Here is a 15,375-nt window from a genome sequence, read left to right as displayed (position 1 = left end):
GCGTTGCTGGTTGGTAGGCTAACGTCTTATTTTAAAATTCAAAGCGCTTTGGGTATGAAATGAGTATAGTTCAAAGCGCTTTGAAAAGTAAAGCGATACACGCGCAGACATACGATTTTTTTATGGGAGTGATTCAGGAGGGCAATGCGGCCCCGCCGGCCAGGCGGCCGGTGGGGCAGGGGAGGCGGAAACGCCTAGTTCTGCACCGGTCCGGCCGATTCGCCCGGCAGCAGTTCGCACGGCCACAATTCCTGCAGCTCCGTGACGGGCGTGCCGTCCATCAGGGCCAGCAGCATGCGGATCATCTTTGCGCCGGCGCCGCGCGGATCGGGCTGGACGACGGTGGTGACGTTGTGGCCGGCCAGCGAATCTTCCATCACGCCCCAGACGATCAGCGACATCTCGCTGCCGATGGCGATGCCCGCGTCGAGCAGGGCGCGCACGGCGCCCACGCCCGACATGTGGTTGTCGACGATGACGGCCGTGGGGCGGGGCGAGCGGGCCAGCAGGCGTTGCATGGCCTGGTAGCCGGCGCGGCGGTCGTGCGCATTGTCGACCAGGTTGTCCGGATCGACGGCCAGGCCGCCCGCCTGCATGGCGTGCTGGAAGCTGTCGACGCGCTGGCGCACGAAGTTCAGGTCCGGCGTGGCGCTGATCAGGCCGATGCGCTGGTGGCCCAGCTGCGCCAGGCGTTCGACGGCCAGGCGCATGCCCGCCTCGTTGTCGTAGTCGAACCAGGCGTGCGGCTGGTTCAGCTGCGTGCGGCCGTGGGCGACAAACGGCATGCCCTGCTGCGCCAGGTAGGCGATGCGCTCGTCGAAGGGCTTGGTGCGCCCGACAACGAGGCCATCGATGCGGCGGCCCTTGACCATGCGTTCATAGGTGTGGAATTCGTTGCCGGCCGACGCGGGCGCGATCATCATGTCCATCTGCTGCGCTTCCAGCGCTTCCGACATGCCGCCCACGATCTCGATGAACATGGGGTCGGCCAGGTCGTTCGGCATCAGCGGGTAGATGATGCCGACGATATTCGTGCGTCCCACGGCCAGGCTGCGCGCCATGGGATTGGGGCGGTAGCCGGCCGCCTGCGCGGCGGCCAGCACCCGTTCGCGTGTGCGTTCGCTCACTTCCGGATAGCCATTCAAGGCGCGGCTGACGGTGGTTTCGGATATTCCTAGCGTTTTGGCGAGATTTTTGAGGTTCATGGATGCTGCAGTTGGGGTCTATCCTGGGTGGATCTTGCCGCTGCCGGCGTCCTGCCGGTGGGCGGGAGCGGTGCGGTGCAATGCAATGCGATTAAGGGTAGTTTATCTGATAAATGCCGGATTGATCAGGGTAGTGACCAGCGGCGGCGGCGCCCAAAAAAATACGCGGGCAAACCCAGGGGCGCCCGCGCTAAAAGAGGATACTGCTGAAGCACTACAGTGTAGCTGCCGGCCATCGCGTGCAGCGGCGAAATGGTGGGTCCGGATATTACTTGCCCCCGAAAAAGCGGGCGGTGTTGCTGCCACTGGCAAGCGTCCGGGGACGCTTGCCAACGTTTTAAGTAACCCCCAATAAATTATTGTGATTTCTGACTTCCATAACCGGCGCTCTGCGGTGTTGCTCGCTGCTAGCAGTGCTCGCACTGCGTCGCAGTGAGCGCCTTGCATAGCATCCGGTTCTGTTTGTCATAAATTCACACTAATTTCCCGAGGGTTACTTAGATGCCGGCGATTACCACCAGCTTTCCACTTGGAAGCCCATCGAGCTGCCATTGGTCTTGCCGCCGAACACGCCCGTCGACGACAGCGCCGTTTCCGCCGCGGCGGCCGACTGGGCTGCCTTGTTCCATTTGGCGTAGGTGTAGAAGGCGCGCAGCACGGGACGCGACCAGAAGCTGTTGCCGGCGGACAATTGCGGGGCAAACGTCAGCTTGGTCAGGTTGCGGCTCTCGCCGCCTTCCGGCTTGACGATGTCGTGGCCCAGTTCCACGGCCAGGCTGTAGTTGTCCGTGAAGTGGTAGACGGGACGCGCGCCGATCGAGGTCCACTTGCTGCTGACGCCTGCCGTCTGCTTGTCTTCATAGACGAAGGTGCCCATGCCCGACCATGCGCCTTTGGGCTGGATCATGATCTGTTCCGTCAGGCGCGTGACCTTGTCGTCCTTGTCGGCGCCCAGGCTGAAGCCGCCCGTGTTGGCGGCGCTGCCTTTGCCGAACTGCAAGGCTACCTTGTTGAAGCCGCCCAGCAGGTTGCCTTGCGTATGCATGATGGTCAGCAAGTGGCCGCTGGCGACGGGGGCCGCGCCTTGCGCGTTGCGTTTCTGGTTGAATTGCAGGCCCAGGGTCAGTTCGCCGTCCGGGTTGACTTTGATGCCGGAAAAGCGCAGGTCGTGGGACAGGCCCATGCGCTTGCTGTCGCCGTCGTCGGCCGTGCGCACGATGGCGTAGGCCAGCTTGGCGGCGCCCAGGTCGATGTTTTCCAGACCGGCGCCCGGGCCGCTGTTATTCCAGAAGTAGTAATCGGTGATGTGTACGTCCTGGCGGTCGTAGTAGCGCTTGCCCACCCAGGCGCGCGCGTCGGCGAAAGCGCCCGAACCGATCTTGTCGGCCACCACGTTCATTTCGCGCCACGACGGGTCCGATTGTTCCCAGTCCTGGTTCTGGTTGACGGAGAACGCCACCAGGGTATTGATGCGGAAGGTGGTGCCGTTGGCTGCCTTGAATGCTTCGCCGCCGAATTTCAGCTCGCCGTAGGTTTCGCACTCATTGCCCAGACGATACTTGGACGAGGCGCCGGCCAGGCCGAAACAGGCTTCCTTGCCGCCTTCGCCGCTGGTGCCGAAGCCCGAGCGGATGTAGCCGCCGAAGTCGATCGGCATGGCGGCCTGGGCCGACGCGCTCAAGGCCATCAGCACTGCCGCTGGCAAAGCTTTCAAGAAAAATTTGTTCATTGTGTCTCCAGTGTTTTTATAGGTGTGGGATCGGCGCGCATGATTTTGCACATCCAAAGCGCTTTAACTATGTTTCAAAGCGCTTTGAGTATAGTTCAAAGCGCTTTGATAAGTAAACTCGTTTTGTTCCCTGAATTTTTCCGAGCTGGTGAGGTGTTGCAGAGAAACATCAAAGGCGGGCGGCGGCGCGTGGGCGCCGCCCGGTATGGCGGGGAAGGGACGGCGGAAAAATCGTGCGGCTCAGTTTTGCGTCTTGCAGGCGGGCAGGGTAGCCGTGTCCGTTGCCGCATGGGCCGGGTGACGCAGGAAGGCCAGGATCAGCAGGGCCGAGGCGATGGTGATGCTGGCCAGCACATACAGCAAGTGGCGAAACGCCGTGCCATACGCCTGCGCCAGCTCGGCGCCTGAGGCGTGCGGCAGCAAGGCGCCTGCCTGGTGCAGTTCGCCCAGCGCCAGGAAGGGGCCGGCCAGCGCCGCCTGTTGCGCGCCGATGCCGGCAAGGCCGGCGCCGCCCAGGGCCGTGACGGTAAGCGAACCGAGCAGGGCGCTGACGATGGCCAGCGCCAGGCCTTCGCCCGCCACGCGTGTCGTATTGAAGATGCCGGCCGCCATGCCGGCCCGCTCGACGGGCACGACGCTGACGGCCAGGCCATCCATCAAGCCCCAGGGCAGGCTGATGCCGCAGCCGATCAGCAGCAGCGGCCCGATGAAAGCAGCGGGCGCCTGGCCCGGCTCGTACGTGGATAGCCACAGCAAGCCGCCCGCCGCCAGCAGCAGGCCGCTGGCGCAGATGTGCGCGGCGGCAAAGCGCTGCGCCGCCATGCCTGCCAGGATGGGCAGTACCAGCATGGGCGCGGACAGGGCGATCATCATGCGGCCCGCGTCGAAGGCGCCATACCCCTCGACGCCGATGAAGCGGGCCGGCAGCAGTACCAGCAGCACGACGAAGGAAAACGCGGGCGCGGCGGCAAGCAGTTGCACACCGGCAAAGGCGGGCAGGCGGAACAGGGTCAAGTCCAGCATGGGCCGCGCGGCGCGCCGCTCCACGCGGATGAAGATGGCCAGCAGCAAGGCTGCGCCACCGAGCAGCCCCAGGCTGGCGGCGCTGCCCCAGCCGCTGTGCGGCGCCTGCAGCAAACCATATGTAAACAGGGACAGGGCGCCCGTAAACGTCAGGGCGCCGGGCCAGTCCACGCCGTGCGCCTGCGGATCGCGCGATTCGCGCATGGCGCGCGCGGCGCCCAGCAGGGCCGCCAGGCCGGCCGCGGCCGTGGCGGCAAAAATGGCGCGCCAGCCCGTATGCGTAATCAAGATGCCGGCCATGAAGGGGCCGAACGCCAGTCCCACGCCGAAGGCGGCGCCGATCAGGCTGAAGGCGCGCGCGCGGGCGGGGCCGTCGAATTCCTGCGCCAGCGCTGCCAGTCCGCTGGACAGGGCCATGGCGCAGCCCAGGCCCTGGACGGCGCGCAGCACGTCGAGCCACAGGATGCCGGGCGCGGCCGCCAGGGCCAGCGCGGCGGCGGAAAACACGCCCATGCCCAGCAAGAACACGCGCTTGCGGCCATAGCGGTCGGCCAGCGCGCCGGCCACCATCAGGCAGCCGCCAAAGCTGAGCATGAAGGCATTCGTGATCCATGCCAGCGCCAGCGGCGTGCCGTGCAGGTCGGCGGCGATGGCGGGGATGGCGATGGCCGGGCCCGTAAAACTGAGCGGCATGCACAGCGCGGCCAGGCAGACAGCGGCCAGCACGAAGGCGCGCCGGGCCGGGGAGGCAGGCTTCATACGGTGATTCGTATCCATGGGAATGATTCCAGAAAGAGGGAATTCGATGATAATATGGACGGAATGGATGAAAAAGTGGCTCAAAATCCACTCATAACGGACAAATATTCCCTAATCGACGTGACATGGATAATCTGAACGGCATTGCCGCCTTCGTGCGCGCGGCGGAAACGCGCAGCTACGTGGCGGCCGGGCGCCTGCTCGGCGTGTCGGCGTCGGCCGTGGGCAAGAGTGTGGCAAGGCTGGAAGAAAAGCTGGGCGTGCGCTTGCTCAACCGCAGCACGCGGCGCATCAGCCTGAGCAATGAGGGCGCGCTGTTTTACGAGCGCTGCCAGCGCATCCTGGCCGACCTCGGCGATGCCGAGGCGGAACTGTCGCACTTGGCCGTGGCGCCGCGCGGCAAGCTCAAGGTCAGCCTGCCCGTGATCGGCTACCGCATCATCCTGCCCCTGCTGGCGGACTTTACGCGCCAGTACCCGGAGATCGAGCTCGAACTCGATTTCAACGACCGCCTGGTCGACGTGGTGGCCGAAGGCGTCGACGTGGCCGTGCGCAGCGGCACCTTGACGGATTCGCGGCTGATGGCGCGCGAACTGGGGCCGTTTGCCTTTGCCATCGTGGGCTCTCCCGCGTATTTCGCCCGCCACGGCGTGCCGGCCACGCCGCGCGCGCTGGAAGGGCACGCCTGCGTGCGCTATAAATTTCCCACCACGGGAAAATTGCAGGAATGGGCGCTGCAGCGGACCGAGGGCGACAGCGGCAGCGAACTGCGCTTGCCGACCGCCTTGACCTGCAACAATATCGAAGCCTTGATCGGCGCCGCCACGCAGGGCGTGGGCCTCGCTTACCTGCCCGACTTTATCGTGCGCGACGCCATCGGACGGGGAGAGCTGCAGGCCGTGCTGGCCGAGCACTTGCTGTACTCAAGCAAGTTCTGGGTGCTGTGGCCGTCGAGCCGCCACCTGTCGCCCAAGATTCGCGTCTTTGTTGACCATTTGTGTACCCACCTGCATTTTTCCCCGCCCCATCCCGACCCCGCATTAGTGCGCTGAAGCGGCTGGCCGCCGCACTGGTGGCTGGTTGCGGAATATTCCTACCCCAAAGAGACTATTCCTAACGCCGCCGGATTTATATTTGCTGCGCCGCATCACGCTACGCCGCGCCGCATCAGCTTATGCCCTTCCTGAATACCGGTTATGCGTCATCGAAATTGCCATATGGCATTTATTTATGTTAATTTCATATCTGTTTCTGCAACATTGCATCGTTTCGGCGCTTGCGGGGACATGCGCAGGATTAGGCGCACTAAGCGTGTAGTAACCAACAATTAAGGGGTGGTAACCCCGTTCCGTTCAGGGAGTGTGCATGAAGACAGTGATGACGACGCCGCCGAATCCGGTGCCAGCTGCGACAGCGAAACCGGCCCGCAAAACGGGTTTGCTGCTTGGTGGCGGCGCACCAAATTCCACCTTGATCGCTGGCGCCCTGGCCGCTTTCCTCGATGAGGGCATCGAGTTCGACGTCATTTCCGCCTCCGGCGCGGGTGTGTTGATGGGTTTGCTTTACACGACGCCGCACGAGGCCACGCCGCGCCAGGCCTTGCAAAGCTGGGCCGACACGGGCGTGGCCGACAGCATCTACAAGATGATTCCGATCAACTACAAGGTGTTCCAGAAGCCGGGCATGCACGCGAGCACCTTCCGCGACGCCTTCGAGCCGCCAGCCAACAACCCTTTTTTCCAGGCGTTCAAGCAAACGTTTGCGGGCGTGCCCACGGCCTGGTCGGACTGGGGCAAGCTGATGGTGTCGTCGCTGTCGCCGTCTGATCTGTCGGCGAAAAGCCTGGGCCTGTGCGCGCACTTGCCCTTCCTGGAAAAGGCCGTGGATTTTTCGGGCGTGGCCCGCATGCGCCCCGATTTCTACATCAATGCCTACAACCTCAGCGAGCATCGCATGCAAATCTGGGGCAAGCACGAGATCGAACCCATCCACGTGCGCGCGGCCCTGTCGTTTCCTTTCCTGTATGCGCCCACGACCATCGCCGGCGACGACTACATCGAAGGCGCAGCCCTCGATACGCTCAATTTCGAGCCATTTATCGAAGGCAAGGGCGAACACCATGACGCCGATACCCTGGTCATCCTCGACATCCTGGGCGACGAGCGCTTGCTGCGCAAGCCGCGCAACCTGTACGACGCCTGGGTGCGCTCGATCATCACGCCGCTGGTAAAGATTTCCAAGAGCGAACTGCGCCTGTTTGAACTCGAGCACAACACGGACGCGCGCACGGGCCAGCCCAAGCGGCGCCTGTTGAAACTCGATTTGATGGACGGCATTCCGGAGCAGCACTGGCCCGATACCCTGGACTGGTCCAGCTCGAACATGCAGCTGCTGTTCGACGTGGGCCACAAGGCGGGCCTGGCGTTTTGCCGCCAGCATGGCGACTTGCTGCGCCGCACGCCGGACGCTTCCCCGCTGGCGGCCTAGCAACCGATCCCGGCCACCTGATCGGCAGCTATTTATCCTGCCTGGCCTTGCCAGGCCACCTTTTTACTGTGAAACACCATGAATATCACCAAGCAATTAATTTTGACTCTCACCATCGCCTTGCTGGCCCTGCTATTGCTGGGCGCGGGCGGCGCCATCCAGCTGCAGCGGGCGCAGCAGCGTTTTGACACCGTGCAAAACCGCATCATTCCCAGCATCCAGGGTTTGAATGCGGCCAAGGGCTTCCTGGCCGATTCGCGCCTGGCCGGCTACCGCCTGTCCGTATTCTCGAACCTGGCCGACAAGACGGCGCTGGACAAGGCCGTGGCCGACGCCAACACGAATTTCGACAAGGTCATCGCCACCTACCGCGCCGAGCGCCTGTACGACGCCACGGACAGCAAGATGCTGGACGCCGACCAGGCCGCCATGGAAGCGTACCGCCGCGCGCTGGCGCCATTCTTTGCCGCCGCCTACGCGGGCGACATGGACGGCGTGCGCGCCACCTTGCTGGCCGGCACGCCCCTGGCCATCACGGCTGCCGCCGCGAAAAAGAGCATGGATGACCATATCGCCTACAACAACAAGCTGGTCGATGACGTGAAGGCGGAAAGCCTGGCCGCCTACGACACGGCGTTCAACACCATGCTGGCCGTGCTGGGCGTGGCCGTGCTGCTGACGGGTGCGCTGGCCTGGCATATCTACCGCACCATCAGCGGCGGCCTGGGCAATATCGAACACACACTGGAAAGGGTCAGCGCCTCGCTGGACCTGTCCGCCGCCATGCCCGTCGAGCGCATGGATGAAGTGGGCCGCACGGCCACCGCCTTCAATAAATTCCTCGAGCGCATCGTCGGCGTGATCGCCACCGTGCGCGCCTCGGCCGATACGGTCAGCGTGGCGGCCGCGCAGATTTCCGCCGGCAACGCGGACCTGTCCGTGCGCACGGAGCAGCAGGCGTCGTCGCTGGAAGAAACGGCGTCGAGCCTGGAAGAACTGACCTCGGCCGTGCGCCAGAATACGGACAATGCGCGCCAGGCGAATTCGCTGGCCGTGTCCGCCTCGGACGTGGCCCGCAAGGGCGGCGCCGTGGTGGCGCAAGTGGTGGGCACGATGGGTTCCATCAATGAGTCGGCGAAGAAGATCGCCGACATCATCGGCGTGATCGACGGCATTGCCTTCCAAACCAATATCCTGGCGCTGAATGCGGCCGTCGAAGCGGCGCGCGCGGGCGAGCAGGGCCGCGGCTTTGCCGTGGTGGCCACCGAAGTGCGCAACCTGGCGCAGCGTTCGGCGGCAGCGGCCAAGGAAATCAAGGGCTTGATCGAAGATTCCGTGGATAAAGTCAACACGGGCAGCGCGCTGGTCGACCAGGCGGGTGCGACGATGGAAGAAATCGTCGCCAGCATCCGCCGCGTGACGGATATCATGGGCGATATCGCCAACGCCAGCCACGAGCAGAGCGCCGGCATCGAGCAGGTGAACCAGGCCATTTCGCAAATGGACCAGGTCACCCAGCAAAACGCGGCCCTGGTGGAAGAAGCGGCGGCCGCCGCCTCCTCGCTGCAAGACCGCGCCGTCGAGCTGGTCGACGTGGTGGCCGTGTTCCGCCTGCGCGGCGACGCCCAGGCAAAACCGTTGAAAGTGGCGGGCGGCTTGCCAGCCCCCGCTTCCGCCTCAGCCAGCCGGCGCCTGGCGTTGCCCGCCCGCAGCGCCCGCGGCTAAGCTTGGAAATTACCCCGGTACGCCGGGGTTTTTCTTTGGTGGTGGCGCTGTCGCATGGGGGAGCGTTGATGTTTTGTAGTTGTTGCGGGTGTCAGTTAAGTTGTCTGGGCTGGCAAGATGGACGGGAAGGTGGGGCTCCGCCCGGTTCCCCCTTAATCAGGGTGTCTACATAACGTTCGGGTCGACATTAGCCAAGGTAAGATTTCATTTTTTACCAATCACTAGTCCATAAGTTTCAGGAAATTCGAATTCGGTGAAGTCAGTTGTCTTAAAGTACGAAACCGCGAAAGCTCGGAAATCCAATTTTGCCGCAATTAGTTTTTCAAATGCATATTGAAGTTGCAATATTATTTGTGCGGTTGAGTTCACCATAGTTCCATGGATCAGCGGTCCCAAGACTTTCGCTAACTCTTGAAGTGAGGCCAAATTCCCTGTTCCAAATCCACTCTCCGACAGTTTCGGCTGCAGTAGTTCCCTATGCATCCGGGAACGATCATTGATTGCTCGAAGCGTTGCGACATAACACTCTTGCGCCAAATATAGATCGTGCATGATCCGACGTCCTTCACTGGACTTCAATAGGAAACCGAACGATTCAAATTCGAAGAGGTTTGTTGAAAGGTCGAACTCTAGCGTGGCCGGAATTTCAATGAATTGCGCGGGACTGTTTTTTCTTGGTGCGATATTTTCCCGTTGAAACAGTACTATGGTGTTCATCTGTTGAAACAGGCAGAACAGTATTCGGTGCGCGGCTAGCTGTTCTGCTTTTCGCTCTTCTCTTCTTCGAAGGACAATTTGGGTGAAAAACGCCAGCATAGCGCCTATGAATGTCCCCAGTAGCGTAAATAGAGCCTTCTCCCAGGCATCCGTGCTCGATGCAACTGCGAGGGGATTAATAGATGTAGTGGATGCTGCCACTGCGGTCGCGAGATTCGTAGTTGCACTCATTGAAATTCTAGTGATAGTTGAATGAGTAGTTAGGTGCGAAGCGTATTTTTTCGTTCTCGCCCTTGGCGTTGAGTCTCCTGTATTGAATAGTCCTACAATGGTGAGCAGTCAGTTTTTTTAGATAAAAGGTGAATGCCTGCTTTTGTCCAAACTTGGCCTTTAATCAAAGACAAGCCGCTGCCCAAGCTCGAATTCATTTTCATGGCAATAAAACAGGATAAACGGCGTGTCGTTCGAATAGATCATCGCATCGTCACGTGAGGGAACAAAAATATCTCGCCAATTCTCGACCAGGAATGCGCTGCTGCACAAGAAGCATTCGTCCTCTCCAAACACCACGACGACCTGCTGATTTCCCGGCACACGGGCACGCAGCCAGTTGGTGGCACTGGCCACGTCATTCCCGAATGCGAGCCGTTCGATTGCGCTGACGGTATTGGCGTCCAAGCCGAGATGCGACTTTGAACCATGAAGGCCCGCCAAATCATATGCGCGGCGGGCACCCTCGGCATTGAGCCAGGCGATATCCGCTGAGTAATGGATGAGCTCCTGAACCCTCCAATGTGTTGCGTTCATAATCTCTCAAAAATTCAATAGGATCACGGCTATGTCTCTCGAGCCAGGCTGTCATCGTGCCCCTATTCTGTCGGCGACAAATGCAAGCGCAATCCGCTTATGTTGGTAATGCAAACAAATTACAGTGTATCCTGCATCTCCAGCAAATATTTTTTCTATCGAGAAAAAAAGAATAGCGACGGTGTTTTTTTTGCCGGAAGAAGATGTTTTGATCGGCGCAATTATCATGGCGATACGGCATGATGAATGCTATTCGTTGGCCAATATCCTGGCACCGCGCGGCGCCGGATGGAAGGTCCCTTTACTTTCATTGAAATGATATGGAGATTCCCCAATTGATGCATATCGAAGAAAACATCCGCATTGCCGTCCCGCCCGCGGTCATCGACCAGATCTGGAGCGAGGTTGACCGATGGCATTTGTGGGATCCGGATACAAAGCAAGCCCGGCTCAACGGGCCATTCGCCGTGGGAACACATGGCAGGATCGTTCCGAACAAGGGGATGGGGATTCCGATGCTGGTCACCGAGCGTACGGCAGGGCGCTCGTTCACCGTCGAGGGTTACATCCCCTTGTTCCGCATCCACTTCGAGCACACGGTCGCTGCCGTGGAGGGCGGGGCGGAAGTCGTGCACCGCGTATGGTTTACGGGCGCGCTGGCCTTTCTGTTCGGGCCGGGCGTTGCCAGGCAAGTCAGGGAAGGGTTGCCCAGGACGATGTTGTCGCTCAAGGCATATGCGGAGAAACGCAACGAAGCCGTCAATCATGCTGCCTGACAAGTCATTGAGGCGCAGCAGCTAAAGCGCCATCGCCTGTGGTACGCATGGGGAGCGACTCGCGGCGGCGTTTCTGCCGCCGCTCTCGTCGCCCATGCCGCGCAAGGCCCATGTTTGCCGCTTCTTTGGGCAACACTTTGTACTTAGTTTCCCCTCGTCAATTCCTTGCAAAGCACTGTAGCAAATTAACGTGCCGTTCCCGTCATGATGGAATACAATTCCTGCGTGGCAGCCAGCTTGCCTGGCAAGGCCGGGCACGGCGTCACGCTTTGACCTTGGAAAGATGTTTGCTTATGACTCTGCAGTTCCCCCTGCCACAGGTGCCCCGCGCGCCTTCCCGTCTGTCCAAGCCATTCGGCTCGCTGTTTGCCCTGACCCTGTTGTTCCTGATTCCTGCAGCACCCGTCACGGCGGCCGCGCCAGCTAGCAGCAGCGTCATGCTGGAAGAACTGACCAGCACCGAGTTGCGCAGCCGCATAGACCACGGCGCGACCACCGTGCTGGTGCCGATTGGCGGCGTGGAGCAGAGTGGGCCGTATATCGCGCTGGGCAAGCACAATGTGCGCGCCGGGATGCTGGCGCGGCAGATTGCGCAAAAGCTGGGCAATACCATCGTCGCGCCCGTCGTTTCCTACGTGCCGGAAGGCAGTATTACCCCGCCGGCCGGCCACATGCGCTTTGCCGGCACGATTTCGATACCGCCAGCCGCCTTCGAAGCCGTGCTGGAAGGGGCAGCCGCCAGCTTGCGCCAGCATGGTTTCCGCGACATCATTTTTCTTGGCGACCATGGCGGCTATCAAAAAAACGAGCAGAATGTGGCCAACAAACTGAACCGCGCCTGGGGCAAGGCTTCCGCCGGCAAGGAAGCGCGCGCCTATGCCTTGCTCGATTACTATGACATTACGCAATCGCAATATATTGCCGAACTGCAGAAGCGCGGCTACAGCAGCGCCGAGATCGGCCTGCACGCAGGCTTGGCGGACGCGGCGCTGATGCTGGCGACGGACCCGTCGCTGGTGCGCAGCGAGGCCATGGCCCACGGACCCAAGCCCGGCGTGGCGGACGGCGTGCGCGGCGACGCCACGCGTGCCACGGCCGAGCTGGGCCAGATCGGCATCAAGCTGCAGGTGGATACCTCGGTGGCTGCCATTAAGCAGCTGCTGCAGCGCAAGTAATTAGCAACACGAGAATTCGTACGACTGAATTCATAGACCGATTTGATATTCCGCTGGAAGTGCATAACTTCCGGCTTTTGCAACGAAAAGACGCGAAATCACATGAAAAAATCTCAACGACGCACCATCGTCACCTTGTCTGCCCTGGCTGCCGCACTGGCTGGCCTGGGCGTGGCCAGCCAGGTCATCGGCGCCAGCACGCCGGCACCTGCCGCTGCTGCTCCGGCTGCCGCGTATTCTCCGCTGCCGGGCATGCCGCCGCTGGTCGATCCGAAAAACGTGTATGGCAGCATTGCCAGCAGCAATATGAGTCCCGTCGTCAAGGATCACTTGCGCAGGGTCTACGTGCCCAACCTGCGCTCGAACGATGTCTACGTGATCGACCAGGACAGCCTGAAAGTGGTGGACAAGTTCAAGGTCGGCAGCGGCCCGCAGCACGTGGTGCCGTCGTGGGACTTGCGCACCCTGTGGGTGGCGAACAATGCGGAACGCACGGACAAGGGCAGTCTGACGCCGATCGACCCCTTGAGCGGCAAGCCGGGCAAGGAAGTGCCCGTGGACGATCCCTACAATATGTATTACACGCCGGACGGCAAGTCGGCCATCGTCGTGGCTGAAGCGCGCCACCGCCTCGATTTCCGCGATCCGAAGACCATGGCCGTGCAGTATTCGATCGACACGCCCCAGTGCGGCGGCATCAACCATGCCGATTTCTCGAACGACGGCCGCTACGCCATGTTCACCTGCGAGTTCGACGGCACCATTGCCAAGATCGACCTGGTGGGACGCAAGGTCGACGGCTATCTGAAATTGCAGATGCCGGCCAAGCGTTTTGCCGAGTCCGGTCCCGTGGGCGGTCCCGCGAATGAAATCTGCAGCGTCAAGAAGGGCATGCCGCAAGACATACGCATCTCGCCGGATGGCAAGAAATTCTTTATCGCCGACATGGACGCCGACGGCGTGCACATCGTCGATGGCGCCACCCTGAAGGAAATCGGCTTCATCCAGACGGGCGTGGGCGCGCATGGCTTGTATCCTAGCCGTGACGGCAAGAAATTGTACGTGGCCAACCGCGGCACGCACCGCATCCATGGCAAGCCGAAAGGCAAGGGCAGCGTCAGCGTGATCGATTTCGCCACCGAAAAAGTGGTGGCGAACTGGCCGATCCCCGGCGGCGGCAGCCCCGACATGGGCAATGTGAGTGCCGATGGCAAGTATCTGTGGCTGTCCGGCCGTTTCGACGATGTGGTGTACCGCATCGATACGAACAGTGGCGACGTTTCCAAAGTGAAAGTCGGCCAGGAGCCGCACGGCCTGACCGTGTGGCCACAGCCGGGCCGCTATTCGCTGGGGCACACGGGCAACCTGCGCTAGGCGAGGCAGGCGCGTGGCCATCACCCTGGAGCAACTGCGCGCGCATTATCCGCCCGCACAGGGGCGGGCGCTGAGCAAGCAACTCGACCGTCTCGACCCGCATTGCATCGCCTTCATCGGGCTGTCGCCGTTCGCCGTGCTGGCCACGGGCGGTGCTGGCGGCCAGCTCGACGCCTCGCCGCGCGGCGGGGCGCCCGGTTTCGTGCAGGTGCTCGATCCCCATACCTTGCTGCTGCCCGATGCCAGGGGCAATAACCGGCTCGACAGCTTCAGCAATATTGCCGAGACGGGCAGGGCGGGGCTGCTGTTCATGATCCCCGGCGTCGATGAAACCTTGCGCGTGAATGGCGAAGCCAGCCTCAGCGACGATCCTGCGCTGCTGGCGCACTTCGCCGGCGAACGCAATCCGCCGCGTCTGGTCATGCGCCTGCGCGTGGCCGAGGCGTATCTGCATTGCGCCAAGGCCCTCATGCGTTCGCGCCTGTGGGACAGCGCGGCCCAGGTGGAACGCAGCGTCCTGCCGACGATGGGGCAAATGATTCAGGACCAGACGGGTGGCAGCGGGCCGCGGGAAACGCAGGAACAGATGCTTGCCCGCTATGCGCCGGACTTGTAGTTTTGCTTGCCTAAAAGGCAATGTTGGCGCATACTGTGCGGCCTGTTCTATCACTTCCAAAGGAGCGCCAGCATGATTCTTGATCACATCGGTTTGAATGTCAGCGATGCACAGGCCAGCAAGGCCTTTTTTTCAGCCGCCCTGGCGCCCCTGGGCGTGTCGGTGGTGATGGAAGTACAGGGCTGGGTCGGCCTTGGCAAGGATGGCAAGCCTGATTTCTGGTTCGGCGAGGGTGCCGCGCCGCATGCCGGCATGCATCTCGCCTTCACGGCAGATAATCGTGCCCAGGTGGACGCTTTTTACCAGGCCGCGCTGGAAGCGGGCGGCAAGGATAACGGCGCGCCCGGTATCCGCGCCATCTATCACCCGAATTACTACGGCGCCTTCGTGCTGGGGCCTGATGGCCACAATGTCGAAGCCGTCTGCCACCATCCCGAGTCCTGACATCATTTATTCCTTGACGAGAGCAGCATGAAGCACAGCGCCACCCTGTTTGCCGACGATGCGGGCCGCTATGCCTACGTGAAAGCGGGATTCTCCTGGCCGGCGCTGTTGCTGGGCTCGTTCTGGGCCGTGGCCAAGCGCCGCTGGTGGCTGTTGCTGCTGATGCTGGCCATGGATGCCTGCCTGTGGTTTGGCAGCCATCTGGCCAGCGAACTGCGCATCGGTCCGATGATGCTGCTGATGGCCGGCGCGGAACTCAGTTACCTGCTGGCGCGCGGCTGGTATGGCAACCGCTGGCTGGAAGCGTCGCTGCGCAGCCATGGCTACAAGCCCGTCGTGCCGGGCCCGGGCGCCACTCGCTGAGCCTGTCTGACACAAATTTGCTTCTCCGTCACTGACGTTTGCCAAGGGCAAGCCGTCCAGCCAAAACTTTCTACGCAGCCTAGCGTACATTTGATCCAGATCATCCCTCACCTGCGGAGCTCACGTAGCCTTGGGACTCGCGTTGCAAAGCATCTCTCCACCAATCGGATATGTT

The 15,375-nt window shown here is 61.7% G+C and carries 14 protein-coding genes; 9 read left to right on the top strand and 5 right to left on the bottom strand.

Annotated features, from left to right (window positions below; genetic code table 11):
* Positions 1-194 precede the first annotated feature (194 nt).
* The 3 genes from VPH41_RS16565 to VPH41_RS16555 all read right to left on the bottom strand — a co-directional run bounded on the left by VPH41_RS16565 (position 195) and on the right by VPH41_RS16555 (position 4,716).
* Positions 195-1,205, bottom strand: coding sequence for a substrate-binding domain-containing protein (locus VPH41_RS16565; RefSeq protein ID WP_328570831.1), 1,011 nt, complete (start codon positions 1,203-1,205; stop codon positions 195-197).
* Between the two features lie 511 nt (positions 1,206-1,716).
* Positions 1,717-2,934 (bottom strand): maltoporin, encoded by a 1,218-nt coding sequence (locus VPH41_RS16560; protein ID WP_328570830.1) that lies wholly within the window; start codon positions 2,932-2,934, stop codon positions 1,717-1,719.
* Positions 2,935-3,174: 240 nt separating this feature from the next.
* Positions 3,175-4,716 (bottom strand): MFS transporter, encoded by a 1,542-nt coding sequence (locus tag VPH41_RS16555; protein WP_328570829.1) that lies wholly within the window; start codon positions 4,714-4,716, stop codon positions 3,175-3,177.
* 125 nt (positions 4,717-4,841) lie between these two features.
* On the opposite strand from VPH41_RS16555, the gene VPH41_RS16550 reads away from it, so the two are divergent.
* The 3 genes from VPH41_RS16550 to VPH41_RS16540 all read left to right on the top strand — a co-directional run bounded on the left by VPH41_RS16550 (position 4,842) and on the right by VPH41_RS16540 (position 8,928).
* Positions 4,842-5,768 carry a LysR family transcriptional regulator gene (locus VPH41_RS16550; RefSeq protein ID WP_328570828.1) on the top strand — a complete coding sequence of 309 codons (927 nt, stop codon included), beginning with the start codon at positions 4,842-4,844 and terminating at the stop codon, positions 5,766-5,768.
* A 313-nt stretch (positions 5,769-6,081) separates the two neighbouring features.
* Positions 6,082-7,203 carry a patatin-like phospholipase family protein gene (locus VPH41_RS16545; RefSeq protein WP_442906275.1) on the top strand — a complete coding sequence of 374 codons (1,122 nt, stop codon included), beginning with the start codon at positions 6,082-6,084 and terminating at the stop codon, positions 7,201-7,203.
* Positions 7,204-7,281: 78 nt separating this feature from the next.
* On the top strand, positions 7,282-8,928 hold the full coding sequence (locus VPH41_RS16540) for a methyl-accepting chemotaxis protein (protein WP_328570827.1): 1,647 nt from the start codon (positions 7,282-7,284) through the stop codon (positions 8,926-8,928).
* Between the two features lie 204 nt (positions 8,929-9,132).
* Here the strand turns inward: VPH41_RS16540 and VPH41_RS16535 are convergent, their stop codons facing one another.
* Both VPH41_RS16535 and VPH41_RS16530 read right to left on the bottom strand, forming a co-directional pair.
* The gene (locus VPH41_RS16535) at positions 9,133-9,876 is read right to left on the bottom strand and encodes a hypothetical protein (protein ID WP_328570826.1); all 744 of its coding nucleotides are present in this window, start codon (positions 9,874-9,876) and stop codon (positions 9,133-9,135) included.
* Between the two features lie 159 nt (positions 9,877-10,035).
* Entirely contained in the window at positions 10,036-10,452 is a 417-nt protein-coding gene (locus VPH41_RS16530; RefSeq protein ID WP_328570825.1) for a hypothetical protein, read from the bottom strand.
* Positions 10,453-10,772: 320 nt separating this feature from the next.
* On the opposite strand from VPH41_RS16530, the gene VPH41_RS16525 reads away from it, so the two are divergent.
* The 6 genes from VPH41_RS16525 to VPH41_RS16500 all read left to right on the top strand — a co-directional run bounded on the left by VPH41_RS16525 (position 10,773) and on the right by VPH41_RS16500 (position 15,200).
* Positions 10,773-11,228 (top strand): SRPBCC family protein, encoded by a 456-nt coding sequence (locus VPH41_RS16525; protein ID WP_328570824.1) that lies wholly within the window; start codon positions 10,773-10,775, stop codon positions 11,226-11,228.
* A gap of 293 nt (positions 11,229-11,521) precedes the next feature.
* Positions 11,522-12,403, top strand: coding sequence for a creatininase family protein (locus VPH41_RS16520; protein WP_328570823.1), 882 nt, complete (start codon positions 11,522-11,524; stop codon positions 12,401-12,403).
* A 102-nt stretch (positions 12,404-12,505) separates the two neighbouring features.
* Complete coding sequence (locus tag VPH41_RS16515) at positions 12,506-13,777, top strand: YVTN family beta-propeller repeat protein (protein ID WP_152282707.1); 1,272 nt, start codon at positions 12,506-12,508, stop codon at positions 13,775-13,777.
* A gap of 13 nt (positions 13,778-13,790) precedes the next feature.
* A complete protein-coding gene (locus VPH41_RS16510; RefSeq protein ID WP_328570822.1) occupies positions 13,791-14,393 on the top strand; it encodes a pyridoxamine 5'-phosphate oxidase family protein in 603 nt (200 codons plus the stop codon).
* A 72-nt stretch (positions 14,394-14,465) separates the two neighbouring features.
* Entirely contained in the window at positions 14,466-14,837 is a 372-nt protein-coding gene (locus VPH41_RS16505) for a VOC family protein (protein WP_328570821.1), read from the top strand.
* Between the two features lie 27 nt (positions 14,838-14,864).
* Complete coding sequence (locus VPH41_RS16500; RefSeq protein ID WP_328570820.1) at positions 14,865-15,200, top strand: hypothetical protein; 336 nt, start codon at positions 14,865-14,867, stop codon at positions 15,198-15,200.
* The last annotated feature ends 175 nt before the right edge of the window (positions 15,201-15,375 follow it).

The organism is Janthinobacterium sp. P210006 (genome assembly GCF_036231885.1).
GTDB lineage: Bacteria > Pseudomonadota > Gammaproteobacteria > Burkholderiales > Burkholderiaceae_D > Janthinobacterium > Janthinobacterium violaceinigrum.
The sequence above is the reverse complement of the archived record's forward strand: the minus strand, read 5'-3'. Positions and strand labels throughout refer to the sequence as shown.

Coding starts and splice junctions, on each gene's coding strand:
- VPH41_RS16530 (WP_328570825.1), bottom strand. CDS start 10,452: ATGAACGCAACACATTGGAGGGTTCAGGAGCTCATCCATTACTCAGCG.
- VPH41_RS16505 (WP_328570821.1), top strand. CDS start 14,466: ATGATTCTTGATCACATCGGTTTGAATGTCAGCGATGCACAGGCCAGC.
- VPH41_RS16520 (WP_328570823.1), top strand. CDS start 11,522: ATGACTCTGCAGTTCCCCCTGCCACAGGTGCCCCGCGCGCCTTCCCGT.
- VPH41_RS16525 (WP_328570824.1), top strand. CDS start 10,773: ATGGAGATTCCCCAATTGATGCATATCGAAGAAAACATCCGCATTGCC.
- VPH41_RS16550 (WP_328570828.1), top strand. CDS start 4,842: ATGGATAATCTGAACGGCATTGCCGCCTTCGTGCGCGCGGCGGAAACG.
- VPH41_RS16565 (WP_328570831.1), bottom strand. CDS start 1,205: ATGAACCTCAAAAATCTCGCCAAAACGCTAGGAATATCCGAAACCACC.
- VPH41_RS16545 (WP_442906275.1), top strand. CDS start 6,082: ATGAAGACAGTGATGACGACGCCGCCGAATCCGGTGCCAGCTGCGACA.
- VPH41_RS16515 (WP_152282707.1), top strand. CDS start 12,506: ATGAAAAAATCTCAACGACGCACCATCGTCACCTTGTCTGCCCTGGCT.
- VPH41_RS16540 (WP_328570827.1), top strand. CDS start 7,282: ATGAATATCACCAAGCAATTAATTTTGACTCTCACCATCGCCTTGCTG.
- VPH41_RS16560 (WP_328570830.1), bottom strand. CDS start 2,934: ATGAACAAATTTTTCTTGAAAGCTTTGCCAGCGGCAGTGCTGATGGCC.
- VPH41_RS16535 (WP_328570826.1), bottom strand. CDS start 9,876: ATGAGTGCAACTACGAATCTCGCGACCGCAGTGGCAGCATCCACTACA.
- VPH41_RS16500 (WP_328570820.1), top strand. CDS start 14,865: ATGAAGCACAGCGCCACCCTGTTTGCCGACGATGCGGGCCGCTATGCC.
- VPH41_RS16555 (WP_328570829.1), bottom strand. CDS start 4,716: ATGAAGCCTGCCTCCCCGGCCCGGCGCGCCTTCGTGCTGGCCGCTGTC.